At 44.3% G+C, this 20,691-nt stretch carries 10 protein-coding genes; 8 read left to right on the top strand and 2 right to left on the bottom strand.

Annotated elements, in window-relative coordinates; translation table 11 throughout:
* The first annotated feature begins 164 nt into the window (after window positions 1-164).
* The 3 genes from KAI37_RS12995 (at window position 165) to KAI37_RS12985 (ending at window position 4,021) form a co-directional block, all read left to right on the top strand.
* On the top strand, window positions 165-1,631 hold the full coding sequence (locus tag KAI37_RS12995; protein ID WP_220029560.1) for a potassium/proton antiporter: 1,467 nt from the start codon (window positions 165-167) through the stop codon (window positions 1,629-1,631).
* A gap of 222 nt (window positions 1,632-1,853) precedes the next feature.
* Window positions 1,854-2,975: a phosphodiester glycosidase family protein gene (locus tag KAI37_RS12990; protein WP_220029559.1), complete on the top strand. Its 1,122-nt coding sequence runs from the start codon at window positions 1,854-1,856 to the stop codon at window positions 2,973-2,975.
* Between the two features lie 38 nt (window positions 2,976-3,013).
* Entirely contained in the window at window positions 3,014-4,021 is a 1,008-nt protein-coding gene (locus KAI37_RS12985; RefSeq protein WP_258382970.1) for a copper amine oxidase N-terminal domain-containing protein, read from the top strand.
* Window positions 4,022-4,146: 125 nt separating this feature from the next.
* Here the strand turns inward: KAI37_RS12985 and KAI37_RS12980 are convergent, their stop codons facing one another.
* Window positions 4,147-4,686, bottom strand: a complete 540-nt coding sequence (locus KAI37_RS12980; RefSeq protein ID WP_013310428.1) for a helix-turn-helix domain-containing protein — start codon at window positions 4,684-4,686, stop codon at window positions 4,147-4,149.
* A 272-nt stretch (window positions 4,687-4,958) separates the two neighbouring features.
* Between KAI37_RS12980 and KAI37_RS12975 the strand changes: the two genes are divergently transcribed.
* Both KAI37_RS12975 and KAI37_RS12970 read left to right on the top strand, forming a co-directional pair.
* Window positions 4,959-5,372 (top strand): DoxX family protein, encoded by a 414-nt coding sequence (locus tag KAI37_RS12975; RefSeq protein WP_071640969.1) that lies wholly within the window; start codon window positions 4,959-4,961, stop codon window positions 5,370-5,372.
* 49 nt (window positions 5,373-5,421) lie between these two features.
* Window positions 5,422-6,288, top strand: a complete 867-nt coding sequence (locus KAI37_RS12970) for a VOC family protein (RefSeq protein WP_076293657.1) — start codon at window positions 5,422-5,424, stop codon at window positions 6,286-6,288.
* A gap of 73 nt (window positions 6,289-6,361) precedes the next feature.
* Here KAI37_RS12970 and glsA read toward each other — a convergent pair whose 3' ends face one another.
* Window positions 6,362-7,300 carry a glutaminase A gene (glsA, locus tag KAI37_RS12965; RefSeq protein WP_061828299.1) on the bottom strand — a complete coding sequence of 313 codons (939 nt, stop codon included), beginning with the start codon at window positions 7,298-7,300 and terminating at the stop codon, window positions 6,362-6,364.
* A 296-nt stretch (window positions 7,301-7,596) separates the two neighbouring features.
* Here glsA and KAI37_RS12960 point away from each other — a divergent pair, with 296 nt between their 5' ends.
* The 3 genes from KAI37_RS12960 to KAI37_RS12950 are packed head-to-tail and all read left to right on the top strand — an operon-like array spanning window position 7,597 to window position 20,504.
* Window positions 7,597-11,037 (top strand): amino acid adenylation domain-containing protein, encoded by a 3,441-nt coding sequence (locus KAI37_RS12960; RefSeq protein ID WP_258382969.1) that lies wholly within the window; start codon window positions 7,597-7,599, stop codon window positions 11,035-11,037.
* 6 nt (window positions 11,038-11,043) lie between these two features.
* A complete protein-coding gene (locus KAI37_RS12955) occupies window positions 11,044-19,626 on the top strand; it encodes a non-ribosomal peptide synthetase (RefSeq protein WP_220031476.1) in 8,583 nt (2,860 codons plus the stop codon).
* A complete protein-coding gene (locus KAI37_RS12950; RefSeq protein WP_220029558.1) occupies window positions 19,623-20,504 on the top strand; it encodes a glycosyltransferase family 17 protein in 882 nt (293 codons plus the stop codon). The genes KAI37_RS12955 and KAI37_RS12950 overlap by 4 nt, the downstream gene beginning before the upstream one ends.
* Window positions 20,505-20,691 lie beyond the last annotated feature (187 nt).

Here is a 20,691-nt window from a genome sequence, read left to right as displayed (position 1 = left end):
ATATACAAACCAGCTCATCGAGTGCGATTTAGCACAGACCATGAGCTGGATTTTTTGGTTTTCTCATATATTTTTTTACTTAAGATTAGTATTCTGTGTGATTTGAGGGTATATAGATAGAAGGCGAAAAATTGAACATCCATTTTCAAGATAGGAGAAGCCGTATGGAACAGACAACCCTTATAAATTTGATTGTGCTTTTGCTGTCCAGCTTGCTGCTGGTCGGTGTGCTGACTACCAAATTTTCCAGCCGTTTCGGTATGCCTGCGCTTGTTTTGTTTATTGCCGTAGGTATGGTGCTCAGTCAGTTTATTTATTTTGATAATGCCTTTATCACACAGCTGGTGGGCATTCTCGCGCTCATTGTAATCTTGTTTGAAGGCGGGATGCAGACAAAGTTTGCAGACGTTAAGCCAGTTATTCGACCTGCGTTATCATTATCAACGTTAGGGGTCATCATTACGACCGTAGTCATTGGCGTATGCGCCAAGTTTATTTTAGGCGTAAGCTGGATGGAATCCATGCTGTTTGGCGCTATTGTCGGATCGACGGATGCGGCAGCGGTGTTTTCCGTTCTAGGAGGTAAAAACATCAAAAAACGAATTACCTCGACGCTCGAAGCGGAATCCGGCAGTAATGACCCGATGGCTGTATTTCTCACGGTAACATTGATTGAGCTGATACATCACCCTGAGCAATCCATTTGGATACATATCTTGTTGTTTTTATGGGAAATGGGTTTTGGTTTAATCGTTGGTTTTGTACTTGGACGTATAGGTGTATATGCGATTAATAAAATGAATTTTGATTCATCCGGTTTGTATCCTGTAATGGCGCTGGCATTTGCAGTCTTGACGTATGCGGCGGCATCGTTACTGGAGGCAAGCGGATTGCTGGCGGTTTATGTCATGGCCATTGTCTTGGGAAATTCCGACTTGACCTACAAGCGATCCATTATTCATTTTAACAATGGTTTCGCCTGGATGGTGCAGATTATGATGTTTGTCCTGCTCGGCCTATTGGTTTTTCCTGATCAATTGCTGGGCATTGCGTGGCAAAGCTTGGCGCTCTCCTTCATCCTCATGCTCGTGGCTCGTCCAATAGGCGTGTTCCTAAGCTTGCTTTTTTCCAGGTACTCTGTGCGCGAGAAGACACTGTTATCCTGGGCAGGACTGCGGGGGGCGGTACCTATTGTACTAGCAACCTATCCTTTACTGGATGAGATGGATGTAGGACCCTTGTTTTTTAATGTTGTATTTTTCGTCGTGCTCACCTCTGCGATCATTCAAGGTACAACTATTTCGTGGCTAGCGGTGAAGCTTGGCTTGATGGACCCTAACGAAACATCGTCTCCTTCATTGCTGGAATTAGTTTCTCTGGGGAAAACCACTTCGGAAATCAACCACATTCAGGTACAAAAGGGGATGTCGATAGCGGGCAAAGCGATTCAGGATATACAGTTGCCTGAAGATATTTTATTCACAGCCATAATTCGGGACGAGCAAATTATTGCCCCGAGAGGCACGACGGTGATTGAACCGGGCGATACATTGTATGTGCTTAGTCCCAAACTCAAGCGACAGCAGATGAAAGAACTGTTCATGCTACTCGAACCAAAGGCTGCTCCGTAAAAAGCGTAGAGTACCCTTAATTACAGTCCTTCACATTCATGTGGAGGACTTTTTCCTGTGTTTTTTTTCAGAGTGGATGAATCTGTTAAAAAATTGACACTATCATTCTACAAAATTAGTTTATGATATTGTCGTTAGATGTCGCTGCCTATCGTTACGGATCATTTGATGGGCCATAGTGATGAATAAGATAGAAGTCACCAATAACAGGAGAGATGATGAATGAAACCGGAAGTCTTGCCACAGCGTGCAGCAGCTCGCAGGCAGAAAAATAGAAAAAAGAAACGAAAAGGAAAATTCGGTCGCTTTATGCTGCGGCTTTTTATTGTATTCCTGTTAGCAGGAATAGGGGGCGGTGCGTGGTTGTTCTTAACGCCATCTGGCAAGGATATGCGCTACTTGGCTGCTGATACGCTGATCACGACCCAACATCGTCACTGGGCGAAGTACTTTATCGGTGAAGCAGAGGCAAAAAAACGTGTGGCTGAATATTCGGCCCGTTTTGAAGCGATGGGTGAGGAGAAGGACAGACATACAATCAATCTGCCTGATCTGATACCGACCAAAGTACAACAAACGCCGCTGGTTGAAGTGGAAGAGGTATCGGGCCGCAACTATCATGGCTATGTTATGACGGTGCATGACCCCACTAAAATCCGGCTCGGGGTTCCTGCCAAGGTCGGCCGGGGAGAAAGGGTATCTAGTATGGTCGAACGTTTAGGAGCTGTTGCTGGTGTAAATGGCGGTGGCTTTGCCGACCCCAACTGGAATGGGAATGGTTTTAAACCGATTGGCGTTGTCATTTCCCAGGGTGAGATATTCTACAATGATATGGGTAAAAATGCCTCTGTTCAAATCGTAGGTATTGATAAGCAGGGAAAAATGATAGCCGGTCACTATTCGTTGTCTGAGTTGTCCAAAATGAATGTGCAAGAAGCGGTTACTTTTCAACCACGCCTAATCGTGAATGGGAAAGGTCTGATTCGCAATGCAAGCGAGGGGTGGGGGATTGCTCCCCGTACCGCAATGGGGCAAAAAGCAGACGGGGCCATTATATTTGTGACCATCGACGGTCGTCAGCCTGGGTACAGTATTGGTGCCAACTTGTATGATATGCAAAATATTTTGCTTAAACACGGAGCGGTTATCGGTGCTAATCTGGATGGAGGTTCCTCAACGGTGCTCGTCAAGGATAATGCCATTGTGAACAAGCCTTCTTCTGAATACGGAGAGCGGTATTTGCCGACTGCGTTTCTCGTATTTGAGCATCCAGAGACCGTTAGTATCCCGAACATATGGGAAGGTCTGAATCCTGGAGACATTGACGCAGCCAAAAAGAGATAGATCAGGAATGAACAAGTTCATTAAGTGAACGGAGACTGATGATGAAGCTAAAACGAGCAGGATTTCAGCGATTGTTTGTCGCCTTGTTAATGCTATCCTTACTCTTGACCACAATGCATCAAGCGGTTGCCGAAGCTGCTGAACAGGGTGCCATAGCGTCTCAATCAACGCAGTTCATAGATATTGTTATAAACGGTCAGCCTATAGACAGCAAGGCTAAGCTTCTATTGATCGACGGAAAGCTCATGGTTCCGCTTAAACCTTTCGCCGAAGCTGTGGGTGCAACCTATCACTGGGATGTCAAAAAGAAGCAGGTTACGCTACAAAAGTGGGCAGAACCCTTGGTTCTTAAGGAGCGACCACGTAAGAACCAGCAGCAACTTACCTTTGAGGTTGTAAGTAAACAAGTATATGTACCTCTGAGAGATGTGTCGCTTGAATTAGGTTATACGCTGGAGAAGACAAATACACAGATTCAGGTGCAGCCAGAGATTCATGGTAAATTAAAAGAAGAAATATACGAGGGAGATCTGGCGACAGCGCGTGATGCGTTAACTCGTTTAGGCAGACGTTCTGTCCATCCTTATATCCAAGCACATTTTCCCAATACTGAGCTCCTGTCGAGTGTCTATATGTTCCCTCAAGGTGAAGCATTACGGTATTTTACGGTGAACGGGGATGTGCTGAGCTTGGTTGAAGTGAAGGACGGTTTTCCACTTGTCACCTATCAAGGGTATGTGGGAGCCCCTTTTGATAAAACATTTACAATGGAATATGATCCGCTTGAGCGTTTTTTGAAAAATAAAGCAAAAAATCGGTGGGGAACTTATCCGAAGCTAAATAAGCCGCTGATCTACGAGTTTACTACAGGATGGGGAGACAGCAGCACTACTTATTATGGACGGATTACCACGCTAAATAAAGAAGAACTGCTGGGTACTACGGGTGATCCCGTAACTGGACTCCCTGCTAATACCAAACAAATTATGAAATCCTTCAAGCTGCCGTGGGAATCGCGTACAGATGCCCCAGCAGGCGATGGATAAGTTAAGAGCAGCAATAGTAAGTGAAAATTTAAAAAGCACGTATCGTTGAAGTAAAGATACTTCCGGTACGCGCTTTTTTTGATGGAATTTGTACTTTTGTTGCTTCATGCTTGCGTAAGTATCTATTAAGCGTCATTATCTGCTTCGAGAAATACGGAAATCAGGATACGTGCGTTGTTTTCACCCACGTTTTTGGCATAATGGGGGATAGCTGCCCTCCAGCTAAAGGAATCTCCTGCTTCCAAAGTAGCTGAATCCTCGCCTTGCTCCACGTATACCGTGCCCTCCAAGATAAAATGAATCTCATCCCCCGCATGAGCATGCTCCTCTTCTGTAGATGAGCCTGGCGGCATGTCCACCAGCATCATTTTAACGTTTCCTTGCCCCCCTAAATGATCAACCTGGAGGTTGTTTTTACCATATAACGTTTTACGACGCTCGTCCTTGCGAATCACTTGCATCCGTTCCTCTTCTTTAAGAAGCAGAAAAGCAAGGGGAACCTTAAGCGCATTAGCGATGCTGTCCAATGTTGCGATGGAAGGGGAGGTTTTATTATTTTCTACTTGACTCATAAACCCTTGCGATAGTCCGGTTCGTTCACATATTTGCTGGATGGATAAATTTTTACGTTTACGAGCGGCGCGTATGTTGCATCCTATACCCATAGAGCGTTCCTCCTTTAAGGGAATATAATGTATACTAATTTAATATTTATCATACCAAATAATTTGTTGACAGACTACAGTTTCTTATGATAAATTCACATTACAAAATAATTATTTCTATTACTAATAATTCGAGTTTGATTCACACTAATGTGGTGGTGCGGCAGAGATTCAGACAGTATTATTTTTTTAACCAAATTATTAGTAATATAAATTAATTATTCATATGCACTTGTATGAGTGTAATAAACAAACAGAATGGAGAGATAAACATGAGTTCAGCAAGCAGAAACATTTCTACAATTATGCGGGTGGCGCTGGGAATTTTGTTTTTGGCACACGGAATTGCTAAATTCCAAATGGGGTTGGGTAATGTAGCAGGCTGGTTTTCCAGCATTGGCGTTCCAGGATTTTTAGGTTATGTCGTTGCGGTGATTGAGTTGGTCGGCGGGATTGCATTGATTCTTGGATTGCTCACTCGCTATGTATCTGGGCTTTTGGTTATTGTTTTGATCGGCGCTATTTTCACAGCAAAATTGTCCGGCGGGTTGATGGGGAATGGTCAAGGCGCTGGCTATGAGCTGGATATTGCTTTTATTCTGGTAGCTCTTCATCTGGTATTTGCTCCAACGACTCGATTGTCTCTGGATTCTTTATTCAGCCGTCGTGAGTCAACCAAACAATAATTTTTGATTAGTTTTAGTCCTCCAATCCATGTAGAAAGAGGGAAATCTCATGACAGCACATATTCATGACAACACCAAAATCGGGCAGGTTTCATTAAAGGTTAGTAACTTGGCGCGTTCTATTCAATTTTATACAGAGGTCGTTGGCTTTCAGCTGCTGCGTCAAACGGCGGATACCGCTGAATTGACTGTCGATGGGAAGCATGCGCTACTGATCCTTAATTATATTGAAAATGCAGTTATTCTGCCGCGTCAATCTGCTGCTGGGTTATATCACTTTGCTATTCTTCTCCCAAACCGTGTAGCTCTGGGCCTGTCTTTACGTAATCTGCTGGCCCATGAGATTGAAATCGGACAGGGAGACCATGATGTAAGTGAAGCCCTATATATCCATGATCCCGATAATAACGGAATTGAAATCTATGCAGATCGTCCCCGTGATCAATGGAAAAAGGATGCAAATGGATTTTACATTATGGGAACAGATCCTGTGGATGCAGAAGACTTGGTTGCGATTTCCGAAAATCTACCTTGGCAGGGACTACCGCAGGGAACGGTAATCGGGCACGTCCACTTCCATGTGTCTAATTTGCTCAAAGCACAGCAGTTTTATTGCGATGTGCTTGGCTTTGACATTACGTGCCGGTATGGCTCTTCAGCCATGTTCGTTTCCGCAGGTGGTTACCACCACCATATGGGCTTGAATATATGGGCAGGTGAAGGAGCACCACCAGCTCCTGAGAATGCTGCAGGATTGGATTATTTTGAATTGATCGTACCGAATCAGAATGAATTGGATGCCATTGTAACTCGTTTAGAGGCAGCAGGCTATGGAATACAAGAACGCGATGGCGCCAAGTATGTAGCTGATCCGTTCCGCATTCAAATTAAACTGATTAACGGTCAAATCTCGTAACATAGAAGACACGCAACAAAAAAGGGTATTCCTATAAGCCGTAAAGGCTGGGAATACCCTTTTTTTCGTATACTTAGAACAAGCTCCAGTCCAAATCCCGAGACATCTTCTCCAGCAAGTGTACACCGGCTGTACTGTTGCCCATACGGTTCAGAGAAGGTCCAACCAGTCCAATGCCATATCGTCCGGGTACCATCGTCATAATACTGCCTGATACGCCGCTTTTGGCAGGTAGTCCGACTTGAATGGCGAATTCCCCTGAGGCGTCATACATGCCGCATGTCGTCATAAATGTTTTGGCGATCTGTACATAGCGGCGGGGAATCAGCGGTATACCTGTCACCGGATCACGGCCGTTGTAAGCTAGTACAAGTCCCATACGTGCTAAATCTGTACAGTTCAATTTGACAGCACAATGTCTGAAATAAACTTCAAGCACATCCTCCACATGACCTCTTAAAATTCCTTTTTCCATTAGAAAATAAGCAAGGGAACGGTTCAAATGGCCTGTAGCTGATTCTGAATCGTAGACATCCTGATCATATTCCAATGTGTCATTGTGGGTAAGCAGGCGGAAAAATTGGAGAACACGCGCAAATCTCTCTTCTGGACTGTTCCCGCGAATCAGAGAGGAGACTGCGATCGCTCCGGCGTTAATCAGTGGGTTAAACGGAATACCCGGCTCGACCAGTTCTAGCTTTAACATGGAATTAAAACGGTCTCCGGTAGGCTCCATACCCACCTTAGAGAAGACAACGTCCTCACCATTATCCATCAAGGCCAGAATGAGCGTAAATACCTTTGAGATACTTTGCATCGTAAATTGGATTTCCGTATCCCCAGCTACCACAGTTTCACCCGCACCGTTCATTACAACAACACCCAGCGCGTCGGCCGGGGCTTTGGACAGTTCGGGAATATATGCTGCTACCTTGCCATGAATATACTCATGACGGCTTTGTTCTACCCATTCCGGCAGTTTGGTCTGTAATCTCTGCCACTCCGATGTCATTTCTTTTCCTCCAGTCGAGTAACCAATCTGTGGTATTTTATTGTAGAGCAAAAAGTAGCTATATACTTATTTTAAAGAAATTTTCAGTCGAAAAACAAGCTCTGATGTCATTTCTTTTTCTCCAGTTAAATACCCAACCTAATGTAATATCGGGATTATGGTTTATCCTCTGTAATCTTCATTCACTTCATCCAACTGCCTATCCAGAAAACACTTCTAAGTGCCACACATACTCTTTTTTAGCGTTGGCTCATACAAAAGATTCCTATCTTTAAAAAAGTTAATAGGAGAAGGAGATGAAATGGAGTATGTTACACGGTATGTTAGCGGATTACCCGCGGGAGAAAACGATTCATCAATTGTTTGAAGAGCAGGTTGAGCGCACACCGGATCACATAGCGGTTGTATTTGGGGACAAGCACTTGACGTATGCTGATCTGAACAAACAGGCTAATCAACTAGCACATGTTTTGCGGGCTAAAGGTTTAGATAATGACGAGGCTGTCGGAATTATGGTCGAATGTTCATTGGAAATGATCATCGGAATTTTCGGGATTTTAAAAGCTGGGGGAGCCTATGTGCCAATTGATCCTGAATACCCGAAGGAACGTATACGCTATATGCTGACGGATTCTGGTGCAAATCTCCTGCTGACCCGGCTTCCAATCCACCAACAAACAGAGCTCGACAGTGTTGTACTGGATTTGATGGACAAGCGGAACTACGGGAAAGAAACAGGAAATCTCACATCTAATCAAGGTTCCGACACCCTTGCTTGCATTATGTATACGTCTGGCTCAACCGGCGAACCTAAGGGTACCCTGACGATGCACTACAATATTATACGTGTTGTTAAAAAGACGAATTACATCCAATTCTCGACAAAAGATAGGATATTACAAGTGGCCAGTTTTTCGTTCGATGGTTCTACATTTGGTATTTATGGGGCTTTGCTTAACGGAGGCACTCTCGTTTTGAACTCACAAGATCAAACCATGAATGCACGTGAGCTATCAAGCGTCCTACGGACACAACAGATCACGAAATGCTTCGTCACGACAGCACTTTTTAATGCATTGGTGGATGTTGATCCCGATTGCTTTGCAACTATTGAAACCTTGCTATTCGGTGGTGAGAAGGTTTCAGTCAGCCATGTGCGTAAAGCGTTTGCCCGTCTAGGTCCGGGCCGTTTAATTCATGTCTATGGACCGACAGAAAGTACGGTGTTTGCTACTTATTACCCGATTGATCATTTGGACGAAAATGCAAACACCGTACCGATCGGCAAACCAATCAGCAGCACGAAGGTTTACATCTTGGATCAAGAGCAGCATCCTCTGCCGCAGGGAGTTGCAGGTGAACTGTACATCGCTGGCGATGGATTAGTTAAAGGTTATTTGAATCGTCCAGAGCTGACAGAAGAGAGGTTTATTCAGTCTTCATGGGTACCTGGAGGCAGGTTGTATCGAACTGGAGATTGGGTGCAAGAGCAAGCGGACGGAAACATCGAATATATCAGCCGGATTGACGGTCAAGTGAAAATACGGGGTTATCGAATTGAGCCTGGGGAAATAGAGTCGCATTTATTAAAAATAGATGATGTACAAGAAGCGGCAGTTATTGCCCGTGAAAATGAGGCCGGTCAAAAGCAGCTGGAAGCATACTTTACGGCGACCAAGAAACTGACAGCAGATGAAATTAAAACCGCTCTCTCTATAAAGCTGCCGAATTACATGATTCCATCTTTTTATATACAACTAGAGCAAATGCCATTGACACTGAATGGTAAGCTGGACCGCAAGGCACTGTTGGCCCTTGAAGAGAATATACATGGTGGTGCAGAATATGTGTCTCCGAAGCCGGGACTGGAAACGAAGCTGATGGACATCTGGCAGGATGTATTGGGTGTGCAGCAGTTCAGTGTTTTAGATAGCTTCTTCGACCTCGGTGGGCATTCTATTCATGCGCTTACATTAATGTCGAGAATGGAGCGTGCAGGATATCACGCCACTTTAACAGACATATACCACTATAAAACGATTCGGGCACTCGCTGATTATCTTCGTTCAACTCAGATAAGTGTTATAGGGTCCCAAAAGCAGCAGGGCATCATAGAAACTACTCAAGAGTTGGTGTCTTGGCTTCACCAAGAAACAGATGGTGTTTACGAGCTGGTGAAATACCAAGTAAGGGATTTTATTCACGAAGTTAGAGATATTCAGGTGCTTTACTACGACACGGCGGCCGACGTAAACCATATCATGCGGATCATGGATGGGAAAATAGCTCAAGAGCTACTGCCTCACTACATTGTACCACTGCATCAAAAAGCTAACATGGCTGATCCATACTGGACCATGGATGAAGAGGAGTTTTTCCAGCGTCTAGGCTTAATAAGCATGGATCTGGATCAGGCGGCAAGTTTACGCAAGCGGCTGGAAGACGATTATTTGAGAAAAGATCAGTGGATTAAAACAGGGCAAGTGGCACAAGAATATCCGCTAAGTGGAATTCAACAAATGCAAATTTCGTTTCATACACCTCCAAGCTTAGGTATATTTAGGCTAGATGAGTGTGTGAATTACGATTTTTTGGATCAGGCTTACGCTCTTTTTATACAAAGTCAAGGATTACTGAGAAGCGTCCCGGTACAAAGAGATGGATGGACTTATTGGTGGGAATACGTACTTCCTAGCGATGGTTTGCCAAAGCTCAACATTATTGACGTGTCGGATTACAATCCATGTGGTCCTATTGCGGACATGATAAATGATTATGTAACGAACACCCGTTTCGCCGTAGAACATACTTTGTTCCACATGTTTGTGCTGAAACGAAACCTGCGTGAACATTATGTCATTACTATTTATCATCATGCGATATGCGATCGGGTGACATCGGAAGTAGCCGAACGACAGTTGATTGCTTACTACAGGAGTCTGCTTCAAAATCAGCCCCTTCCTAAGGATGAAGTGAAGCCCTATGTGGAGTATGTGAAACAAATCCAAAGTGGACCGAAAGGAATTACGGAACAAGAATTGATATCAGCCTTTAATTTGGAAGCGTTCCAAAAAAGCAAGCAAAACGTCTTCCAAGCACCGAATCTTCGAACGAGCACAGAAGCCTATCTGTTTAACGTAAGCATCCCTGCTGAAAATCCTTCTTTGGAGTTTGCGCTTTCTGTCTATACAAAGGGCTTGCAAACTTATTTAGGTATGGATAAGCTACCATTGTTATTTTTATATGATGGAAGAAGGTACGACGAGGCGGCTTATTATAACACAGCTGGTGAATTTATTGATTTTGTGCCTATGCTGATGGAACTGAAGCAGAATCCAGATGAAATGATGCAGTCTGTCAGAAGCAGACTGGATTTATTAAAGCACCACACAATTAATTTTATGCATCTTCTTACAAGTCCTGATTACAAAGACAAGTGGGAACGGGCCAGAACACTCGTACAGTTTGGAAAGCAGTACGAGCAACTAGACTTGTTCATGTTTAACTATTTAGGAAACAGCGCCAAAGCAGGCTCAAAACACAGCAATTATTATGATGATATTGTCATAAAACAACCAAATCCGCTGCCGATCTATTCACTGTTCAATTGCATTACTTCTTCCTACACGGACGGCCTTATTTTTTCTATACGATGCAGTTACGAGATAGAGGTTAAGGAAGTCAGGGCTGCTTTTTATCAAGCTGCCGGTATGGCATTCCGGATAGGGGAGGTTTAATAAGTGATGGAATCAGCCAATACACCTAATCAGAGTTGTTCTGATAGGCCGCGACGTTACTTGCCTTTATTTTCTCACCATAGTGGAAATGCCGGACAGCCCGAAAGCGATGATCAAGCGCTTTACAAGATTCGTTTGGGGACAAGACAGGTCAAAGCGATTATGGGATTTGTACAGCATCATCAGCTGGGTATGCCTTCTTTTATAACAGCCATATGGTCCGTACTGCTATCCCATTACGCCAATCAATATGCTCTGCCTGTTTTATATTCCGTGGTATCAGACAAAGAAGGGGAAGAATGTCGTCTGGATTATCCACTACTCATTCATATACAGAAGGAAGATCATCTTCTCTCTTTGATACAAAGGATACAAATGGAATGGAGCCAACAACATAGTAGCGATGAATTGAGAGAGGATTTTTCGCAGCAAACTAAAGTTGATCCTCTATCAGGGGGAAAGAAGGATTTCTTCAATGTGGGTATCGCAGAAATTTATGATAATTTCCCATCTCCAAGTTTAAATATGGTAGAGCTGGCTCCCCTACATGGTATAGATCAGCGAGAAATCGCGCTCTGCTACCGTTATGGCCCGGATGTATTGGAGTGCGCAATACAGTATGATGGCAGTCGTTTTGGAAAAAGGCAAATCGCTAGATTCGCAGGCCATTTCAAAACACTTCTGGCAAATGCACTCCTTCTTCCGGAGAAGAGGGTACTATTTCACCCCATGCTGACCACAAGAGAACGTAGACAGATGCAACAATGGAATGATACGGAACAAGCCTATCCTTTGGATAAAACTGTGGTTCAATTGATCGAGGAGCAGGCTGGCCGAACACCCGATGCAATCGCCTTGGAGTTTGGAGAGCAGAAGCTGACCTATTATGAGTTAAATCACCGGGCAAATCAAATCAGCCGCATGATTTTAGAGTCGTATTCGATACAGGGGCATGGCGTTCTGCCGACCGGCACGCTGATTGCCATCGTCTTGGACAGAAGCGCAGACGTGATCCCATCGATGCTTGGAGTTATGAAAGCGGGCGCTGCTTATCTTCCGGTCGATCCGCAATATCCCGGGGAACGGCTGCGATTTATTTTAGAAGATGCACAGGCCCAAATGATTATAACGCACAGCCAATTAGTAAGTAGGCTGAATCCATATATTTCTCAAATGGGTATGGGAGCACATTCGCTGATTTGTGTGGATGAATGCTTGGTGCAGCAGGACTACTATCCCTACGAAAAGTTGAAGATCAAGGTTAAACAGAATGATCTGGCTTATGTCATCTACACATCCGGTTCTACTGGAAGACCAAAGGGAACACTTATTGAACACGCTGGTCTGGTTACATTGATCCCTTACCTTGTTGAAAAGTTTGGTATCACCTCAGATTCAAGAGTCATGCAATTCGCCTCCATTAGTTTCGACGCTTCGGTCTACGAATGGATCGGCACGCTATCAGTAGGCGGAACAGTGGTTGTTCTGGCAGACGAGGAACTGCCTCCTTATGCAGACATTTCAGATATTCTTGAAGAGAAAAATATCCACATTGCCATGCTGACGCCATCTGTGCTGCGAACGATGAAACATAGGGAACTGCCAAGGTTGCGGACAATTGTATCTGCTGGAGAACCCTGTACGTCTGATATTGTGGACTATTGGGGAAGAGGAAGACGATTCGTGAACGCTTACGGGCCGACCGAAGTGACGATTATTTGTTCTACTTCTGTCTGCAGACCAGGAAAAGAAATTACGATCGGCAAACCCGTCTATAACAAACGTTTATTCGTTTTGAATCCATTCGGTAGTCCTGTGCCTGTCGGCGTTCCCGGCGAACTATGGGTGGGCGGTATAGGGCTTGCCAGAGGATATTTGAATCGTGAAGAACTGACTCAGGAACGGTTCGTTCACAAAGAGGTTGTAAACAGCAGTGAAAAGCCACCACACAGTGAGCGGTTATATAAAACCGGGGACATTGTGAAATGGACGCCGGGCGGTGAATTGGTATTTATCGGCCGTAGTGATGAACAAATTAAAATCAGAGGGTATCGTATCGAACTGGGTGAAATAGAACATCAGCTCTGCCAACATCCCGACATCGGTCAATGTATCGTTCAAGCCTGGAAAGACGGGTCCTACCATAAACTGGTGGCCTATTATACTGCCGTAGAAGAACTGAAAGAGGCCGATCTGACACAGCACTTAAACTCTGTATTACCAGCTTATATGGTTCCTTCATATTTTTGTTATCTGGATTCATTTCCAGTAAATACAAACGGAAAAGTCGAACGTGGAGCTCTCCCCGATCCGAGGGGCAACTTATTTATTCAAGCTGATGAAGTTGTGGAAGCAGACGAGGACGGTTTCGAAAAGCGCTTGCTTTGGATTTGGCGGCAGATTTTAAAAAGAGGAGATATCGGGGTTAACGACCATTTTTACGCGGTTGGGGGAGACTCAATTCTTGCCATTCAGGTCGTATCTATGGCCAGGGATCATGGTATCATGCTTACTCCAAGACAAGTTGCGGAGTATCCAACCATTCAGAAATTAGCTACTGTGGGTACTTGGACAGACAATGATCAAAAGGAAGGTCTCAGCGTTGACTTGACAGGCGAATTTGGTTTGACACCGATCCAGCACTGGTTTTTCGAGCAACAGTTTGTAGAGCCGCATTATTTCAACCAATCTCAGCTGTTTGTACTCAGTGATTGTGATGCTGTGAAGCTGGAAACTGCCATTAATCAATTGATTCGATTACATCCAGAGCTTTCAATGGAGATCGTAGTCAAGGAACATGTGTATTCGCAGCGCTACCGAAAGGATGCTTCCATTCAACTGGCTAGCTACACCCTTCAACAAGTCGATTATCCCGAATCCGAAATTTCAAGCATATGTGATACGTGGAACAGACAATTGAATTATGAGACGGGCGCCATGATGAATGCAGGAGTAATTCAAGGTCACCCTGACGGTAAAACCCGTCTGTTTATGACTATACATCATCTAGTCATTGATGGAGTGTCTTGGAGAATATTGGTCCAGGAATTGTATCAATTGTATCAGGGTATAGCGCTGCCTACTGTTTTAAATCCATACAAAAAATGGCATTCTGTATTGATGAGTTATTCTAAACATAAAGATACTTTACGTCATATTGAATATTGGAAAAAAGTGCAGCATCAAACCGCAGCATTTGTGCTGCCAGTAGACCATTCCCCGGCTCGTAAAAAGATCAGTGAATCTTCGGGATGGGTTACGATGCTTACTCCAGACGATACGGAACTGCTTTTGCACCATTGCTCCCAAGCTTACCATACCGAGATTAACGACCTGCTACTTACAGCCTGGTCCCTGGCGCTCTCCGCTTGGTCTGGGCAGAAGACGATTGCGTTTCGCTTAGAAGGTCATGGACGTGAGCACTTTGTATCTGATATAGATCTGACAAGAACCATCGGTTGGTTTACCTCCATGTTTCCGGTATGCATTCAGATTACGGACAGTTCCCCCTTGGGAGCGACGATTAAATCTGTCAAAGAGCAGTTGCGTTGTATTCCTCACCGCGGCATATCATATGGCGCTTTGAGATACTGCCATCCGAATACAGAAGTCCGTTCCGAGTTATCAGCTTCTGAACCTCAGGCTCTTTTCAATTACTTGGGCCAGTTTGATCAGGGGAATGCGAGCGAATTAAATCAGTGGTTAGGGTTTACAAGTGACGCAGCACAGGACTATAGCTCGCCGCTTAATCATGGAACAAGCCTATTGGAACTCAACTGTTCCATTGTTCATGGCAAGCTGCATTTGTTTATGAAATATAGCAAACGTCACTATGAAGAAGCCACCATTACTCAGTTATTTGATACTTTTATAACACGTTTGCTTGCTATTATCGAACATTGCAGCCGGACTGAACACCAAGAGTTCACACCTAGCGATTTTCCATCAGTATCACTGGAACAGCATTCGCTCGACCAGATCGTAAAGACATATCATTGGCAATATGGTTTGGATAAAATGATGTACCTAAGTCCCTTACAAGAGGGACTGCTGTTCCATTATTTAGATCATCCTAGTTCCGATCAATACTTTGTGCAGGTTAGTTGGAAATATCATGGCAGGCTAGAGGTAGACCGTTACCGAGAGGCCTGGAACAGCGTCATTGCCGAAAATGATAGCTTGCGGACTTGCTACATTTGGGAGGCGTTGGACAAGCCCATACAATGTATTGTCCGAAATGCAGAATGGGATTGGACATTTTTGGATTTTGAAGCAGAGCAACCAGAGCAGCAACAGGAGTGTATCGAAGGCTGGATGACAATGGATCGTAATCGCCGTTTTGATCTGAGTCAGCCTGCGTTCCGCATAACACTGATTCAGACCGCTTCGAATGAATGGACGATGATCTGGAGTTACCATCATATTTTGCTGGACGGTTGGAGTCTGCCGCTACTACTGAGTCGGGTTCATGAGCTCTATGCTTGTAGCCTGCAAAACCGGATGCCACAGCGCAGCTTGACCCGTTCTTTTGAAACTTATATTCGTTGGTTAAACAATAAGGATCGCACGGAGGCCGAGTCATTCTGGAAGGCATATTTGGCCGACGTAACGGAGCCAACCCATTTGCCGATAGAGAAGGGCGTACTTCCCGATGTACATCAACCGATTGAGAACCAACAGATCGAGACTTTTTGTATCGATTCGAGACGAGCCAAGCGGATCGCTGATTTTGTACAGCAAGCACAAGTTTCGCTAAATACGTTGGTGCAGTTCGCATGGGGCAAAGTGCTACAAGTCTATCAAGATGCGGATACAACCGTATTTGGCATGGTCGTGTCCGGGAGGGGATCGGATCTTGCGCAATCGGATCGGGTCACGGGTATGCTGATTAATACGTTGCCTTTGGTCATGCACTGGAATGTGGAGCAAACCATCACTGAATATGTACAAAAGCTGCACCAAACCATTCAGAAACTAAACGACTACAGCTATGTGAGTCTGAACGAACTGAAGAGCTGGTCTGGTATTCAAGGACATGTCATGTTTTACAGTATCGTGGCATTTGAAAATTATTTGAACGACTATCAGCAGCCTGAAAATGAATTGAAGATGTCAGCTATGGAGGAACGAGAGAAAACGAATTATCCAATGACGATCACCGTTGCCAATGACGGGGAACAGATCACCATCAAGTTTATGTATGATGCAGATCGACTGAAACAAGAAACGGTTTGCCGACTGGCAGAGCAACTGCTAAATACGGTGCAATATGTGTTGGAATATCCGAATCACACCGTCGGAGACGTTTGCTTTATGAACAAGGATGAATATGATCAAATCGTCTATGACTGGAACAATACGTATACAGCATATCCCAGAGAACGTTCAATTGTTGATTTATTCCAGGAGCAAGCGAAACTACGGCCTATGCAGCCGGCAGTAATTGTGCACAATCAGGTTTTGTCCTACCACACCCTAAACCTCATGTCTCAGCACATTGCCAAGATGTTAACGGATAATGCTGATGATAACAGTCATGGAAAGTTTATCGGGGTTTACTTGTCGCGCTCTCTTGAATTCATTGTCTCCATCCTAGCGATCATGAAAGCGGGATATGCCTATGTTCCCATTGACCCCGATTTTTCGGCAGCAAGAACCCGTGAATTAATCAAGGACGCTGGACTGGGCACCATCATCACCTCACAGGAAGGAGCGGAACGCATCTCGGAAGCCTGTAAGGGAGTCCGTGTAACACTGATTAATACAGAGCATTTTGACCAAAATGAAGTGGTGCAACAAGAAGAGAAGAAGAACATGATTGCTCCCAATGACCTTGCTTATCTAATGTATACATCAGGATCGACAGGAAAACCGAAAGGCGTTATGGTGGAACATCGCAGTGTCATTCGCTTGGTCAAAAACACCTGTTATTTCCCGTTTTCCTCTGATATCAGATTGCTCTATACGGGTTCGCCTGTTTTTGACGCTTCTACGTTTGAAATTTGGGGGACGTTGCTGAACGGAGGACAGCTGTTTGTAGTTTCAAAAGATGATCTTCTAAATATCCATGTGCTGGAGCAGCGGATGAAGGAGTGGAGAATTAATACACTATGGCTAAGTTCCGCACTGTGTAATCACTGGATTGAAGAAAATGAAAAGATATTTGCTGGACTCCAATGGCTGCTCATAGGTGGGGAAATTTTGTCGGTTAAGCATATAAATCGTATCCGGCTTGCCTATCCGGAACTTTCGATTCTCAATGCATACGGCCCTACGGAGAACACCACCTTTTCGACGAGCTACCGGATCGAAAAGCCTTTTGAGCAGAATATTCCTATTGGCAAGCCCATTAGTAACTCAACTTGTTATATTCTGGACAAGTGGGGTCGTGTTCAGCCTGTCGGAGCAATCGGGGAATTATGCGTGGGGGGAGACGGGGTTGCAAGGGGGTACTGGCGGCAAAACCAATTGACACAGCATGCGTTTGCACTGAATCCATATCGCTCTGCCAAAGATGGCGAAAGAGGTACAAATTTAATTCTATACCATACGGGAGATCGGGCGAGATGGCTGCCAGACGGGAATATCGAGTATATCGGACGGGCTGACGATCAGGTAAAACTTCGCGGCTATCGAATCGAACTCGGAGAAGTCGAGTCCCGTCTTAGCAGCTATCCTGTAGTGAAAGAATGTCTGGCCTTTGTCCGGGAGGTTCATGGCGATTTGCGGATGATCGCTTACTATACAGCGGAAGAGGAGCAACGAGTGGAGCAGCTTCATACTTTTATGGCTGAAGGTCTTCCATCTTATATGATACCGTTTCGTTATGTTTGGCTGAAATCGTTCCCATTAACGGCTAACGGAAAAATCGATCGCAAAAAGCTTCCTTTACCTGAAATTCATAGTAGTGATAGAGAATCAAATGCTGGATCGAAGACTGAATTGGAACAAACAATAGAAGAAGTTTGGGGTATGGTTCTGAAGCTAGATTACATTGGCAAAAATGAAGACTTTCATACGTTGGGAGGACATTCGCTCCATGCGCTACGCATAGCCAGCCTGCTGCAAAAAAGCGGATATCCGGTTACGGTCAACCAAATATTTCGCGAACAGACGATTGAACGTTTGGCCCTTTCATTAAGTAATGCAATGACAGATACAGCAACTGTCCTTTGTCCGAAAATGGATATCTCATATATTCAGTCCATAAGAAAAGCATATCCGGATGACGGATTTCCGCTGTCTGCTGTACAAAAACGTTTTTTCCAAAGAGATCTCGTGAATCGTAACATGTTTAATGTACCTTATCTGGCCCGGCTCAAAAATTGCATTCCTATAGAATTGCTGAGCACGTCGCTTGAGTCACTATTGAACAAACATGAGGCCTTGCGACTATCCTTTGCTCAACTGGATGATGAATGGTATCAGTTTGAGCAGAAAATAAGTATAGAACAGGTGGTCTCTTACGTGGATTTGCACATGGTCTCGGGATCACATGACGCCTACATTTCGGAATACTGCTCGAAAGTGCAGCGTGAATTCGATATCAAGGAAGGACCTTTATGGAAAGTTGTGTTGTTTGACCATTATTGCGAAGAGAGACAACAGGTGATATTACTTCTGTTCCATCATTTAATTTTTGACGGGATTTCCATAAACATTTTTTTAGAAGAGTTGAGACATCTTCTCCTGCCGGGAAAAGGGAATGATCTGGCGTTACATGCGGAGGAGGAGGGAAGCAGTTATCGGGATTGGTGCATAGCGTTGACGCAATATGCGGCAAAAGATCCTTTTCCTAAAGCATCCACTTTCTGGAGTAAGGTTGTGGAAGGCGGCCAATCTTTACAGGTTGACACGGAATCGGAGATACAGCCTCTTCACCGACACATGAGAACCATTACGTATGATTTACTTGAAGGAGAGGAGCATATGCTTCTTCTAAAAGCATTGGCTGTAAAGCATCATACTACACCACTGAGCATCTTACTGACGGCATTGTCACAGGCTTGTTTCCAATTGAAAAAGCAATCAGATTTGCTGCTGCATGTGATGTCTTATCAACGTGAGTCCTTTTTGCCAGGTATCGTGATTGATCGTACAATTGGTTTTTTCGCCGGAGCATATCCCCTTCGAATTCAGATCCCGGAAGGAGAACTGTCCGACAATTGGGAAATGGCACTGGGACATGTCGTACACACGTTGCGGCATATTCCATCTGAAGGCATGGATTACTTTATTTTACGTCATTTGATACAGTATATTTATCCAAATACGGAACCACTAAAGGACGGAACACACATGCTTTTCCATTACCAATCAGAGGAAATGAACGGGATAGCCGATGAGTTGTACGAGCCTTTATCCATTTCTTACGGAAATACGAACGCGGCAGACAATCCCTCTGCTTACAAGCTAAATATAACAGCAGGTCTTAGACGCGATAGATTAAGTTTAACCTGCTATTATAGTTCACTACATTATAAGGATCAGACGATCGCTGAGCTAATACGCTTCATATCCGAACATCTGTGCCAAAGCATCGGTGTTCGCCCATATACCATGATAGGGGAGGGGAGCTTCAGATTATGAAAGTATATGAATTTTGCCCGTTTTTCAATGAAAATCGCATTGCAGATATTAAAATAAAAGAAAATGCCGGCTGGATTGACGAGCTGCACGTGATCGAAGCCAACAAGACGTTCAGCTATTTGGATAAGCCCTGCAACTTTAATCCAGATTATGTTGGTCCCAAGGTGATTCATCATCCATTTCACGCGGATCAACTGTTTCGTGAACCTGAGAAGCACTCATTGTACTTCGATGTGGATAGCTGCGGCGCAGATAACTTTGACCGCTGGTACTGGCGTCTGCTCAGCTATAACAGTGCGTTTCATAATGAGGCTTGCCAAAGAAACAGGAGTACCTCTATCTTACAGGATAAAGTTAAAGACGATGATGTGATCATTTTGGCTGATTTTGATGAGATCATTGACAGTCGGATGGCGGATCGTATTGTTTCGGAAGTGAAGAAACATCAAGTTATTACAATTAAAATGCACTATTCTGTATTCTTCCTGAATCTTTTTTGCCAATCTAATCACGGTGCTCCTCATTGGAGCTACCGCGTGTTCGCCATGACCGGCCGGCACTTCAAAAGTATGCCTTTCTCACCCGACTATCTCAGGAAGAAGGGAATTGCTGAAGCGTTGTATCATGATATTTATTGTCTGGAGGAGCCAGCTGGATTCCATCATTCATGGCTTGAATATCAGAAAACCGCGCTTCCCAAATTACAAGCTTTTGCTGCCAATGTAGAAGATAAAAGTATATTAAATGCAGAGTATATTGATCAATGCTTACATGATAAAAAGCTGTACTATATTGATACCGAACTTTATGTTGATAACTCAAAATCGTTTTTGAGCAGTCTACAGGAACTTGAAACAGATGATCTTTGGTATAAGTAAAGGAAGTTAGGTTAGCTGCCTGAGAAACGCGGTCCACACAAAATCAGGGTTTCTCTTTTGCTTTTTTTCAAGCTATAAGGGGGAGCTACGCCAATTGGGAGGAGTAAAGCGAAAAGAGATCAAATAAAAACTGCCGACGGGATCGGCAGTTTAGATTAAAGACCTTCTGATGTATCAGCTTGATTCA

It is taken from the genome of Paenibacillus sp. S25 (assembly GCF_019454085.1).
GTDB classification, from domain to species: domain Bacteria; phylum Bacillota; class Bacilli; order Paenibacillales; family Paenibacillaceae; genus Paenibacillus; species Paenibacillus polymyxa_B.
Note: the sequence above shows the minus strand (reverse complement) of the source record. Positions and strands in the feature narration are given on the sequence as shown.

Excerpts from the sequence above, each read along its gene's own strand:
- KAI37_RS12955 (WP_220031476.1), top strand. The coding sequence starts at position 11,044 with ATGGAATCAGCCAATACACCTAATCAGAGTTGTTCTGATAGGCCGCGA.
- KAI37_RS12975 (WP_071640969.1), top strand. The coding sequence starts at position 4,959 with ATGAGTTCAGCAAGCAGAAACATTTCTACAATTATGCGGGTGGCGCTG.
- KAI37_RS12990 (WP_220029559.1), top strand. The coding sequence starts at position 1,854 with ATGAAACCGGAAGTCTTGCCACAGCGTGCAGCAGCTCGCAGGCAGAAA.
- KAI37_RS12960 (WP_258382969.1), top strand. The coding sequence starts at position 7,597 with ATGAAATGGAGTATGTTACACGGTATGTTAGCGGATTACCCGCGGGAG.
- KAI37_RS12995 (WP_220029560.1), top strand. The coding sequence starts at position 165 with ATGGAACAGACAACCCTTATAAATTTGATTGTGCTTTTGCTGTCCAGC.
- KAI37_RS12970 (WP_076293657.1), top strand. The coding sequence starts at position 5,422 with ATGACAGCACATATTCATGACAACACCAAAATCGGGCAGGTTTCATTA.
- KAI37_RS12980 (WP_013310428.1), bottom strand. The coding sequence starts at position 4,686 with ATGGGTATAGGATGCAACATACGCGCCGCTCGTAAACGTAAAAATTTA.
- glsA (WP_061828299.1), bottom strand. The coding sequence starts at position 7,300 with ATGACATCGGAGTGGCAGAGATTACAGACCAAACTGCCGGAATGGGTA.
- KAI37_RS12950 (WP_220029558.1), top strand. The coding sequence starts at position 19,623 with ATGAAAGTATATGAATTTTGCCCGTTTTTCAATGAAAATCGCATTGCA.
- KAI37_RS12985 (WP_258382970.1), top strand. The coding sequence starts at position 3,014 with ATGATGAAGCTAAAACGAGCAGGATTTCAGCGATTGTTTGTCGCCTTG.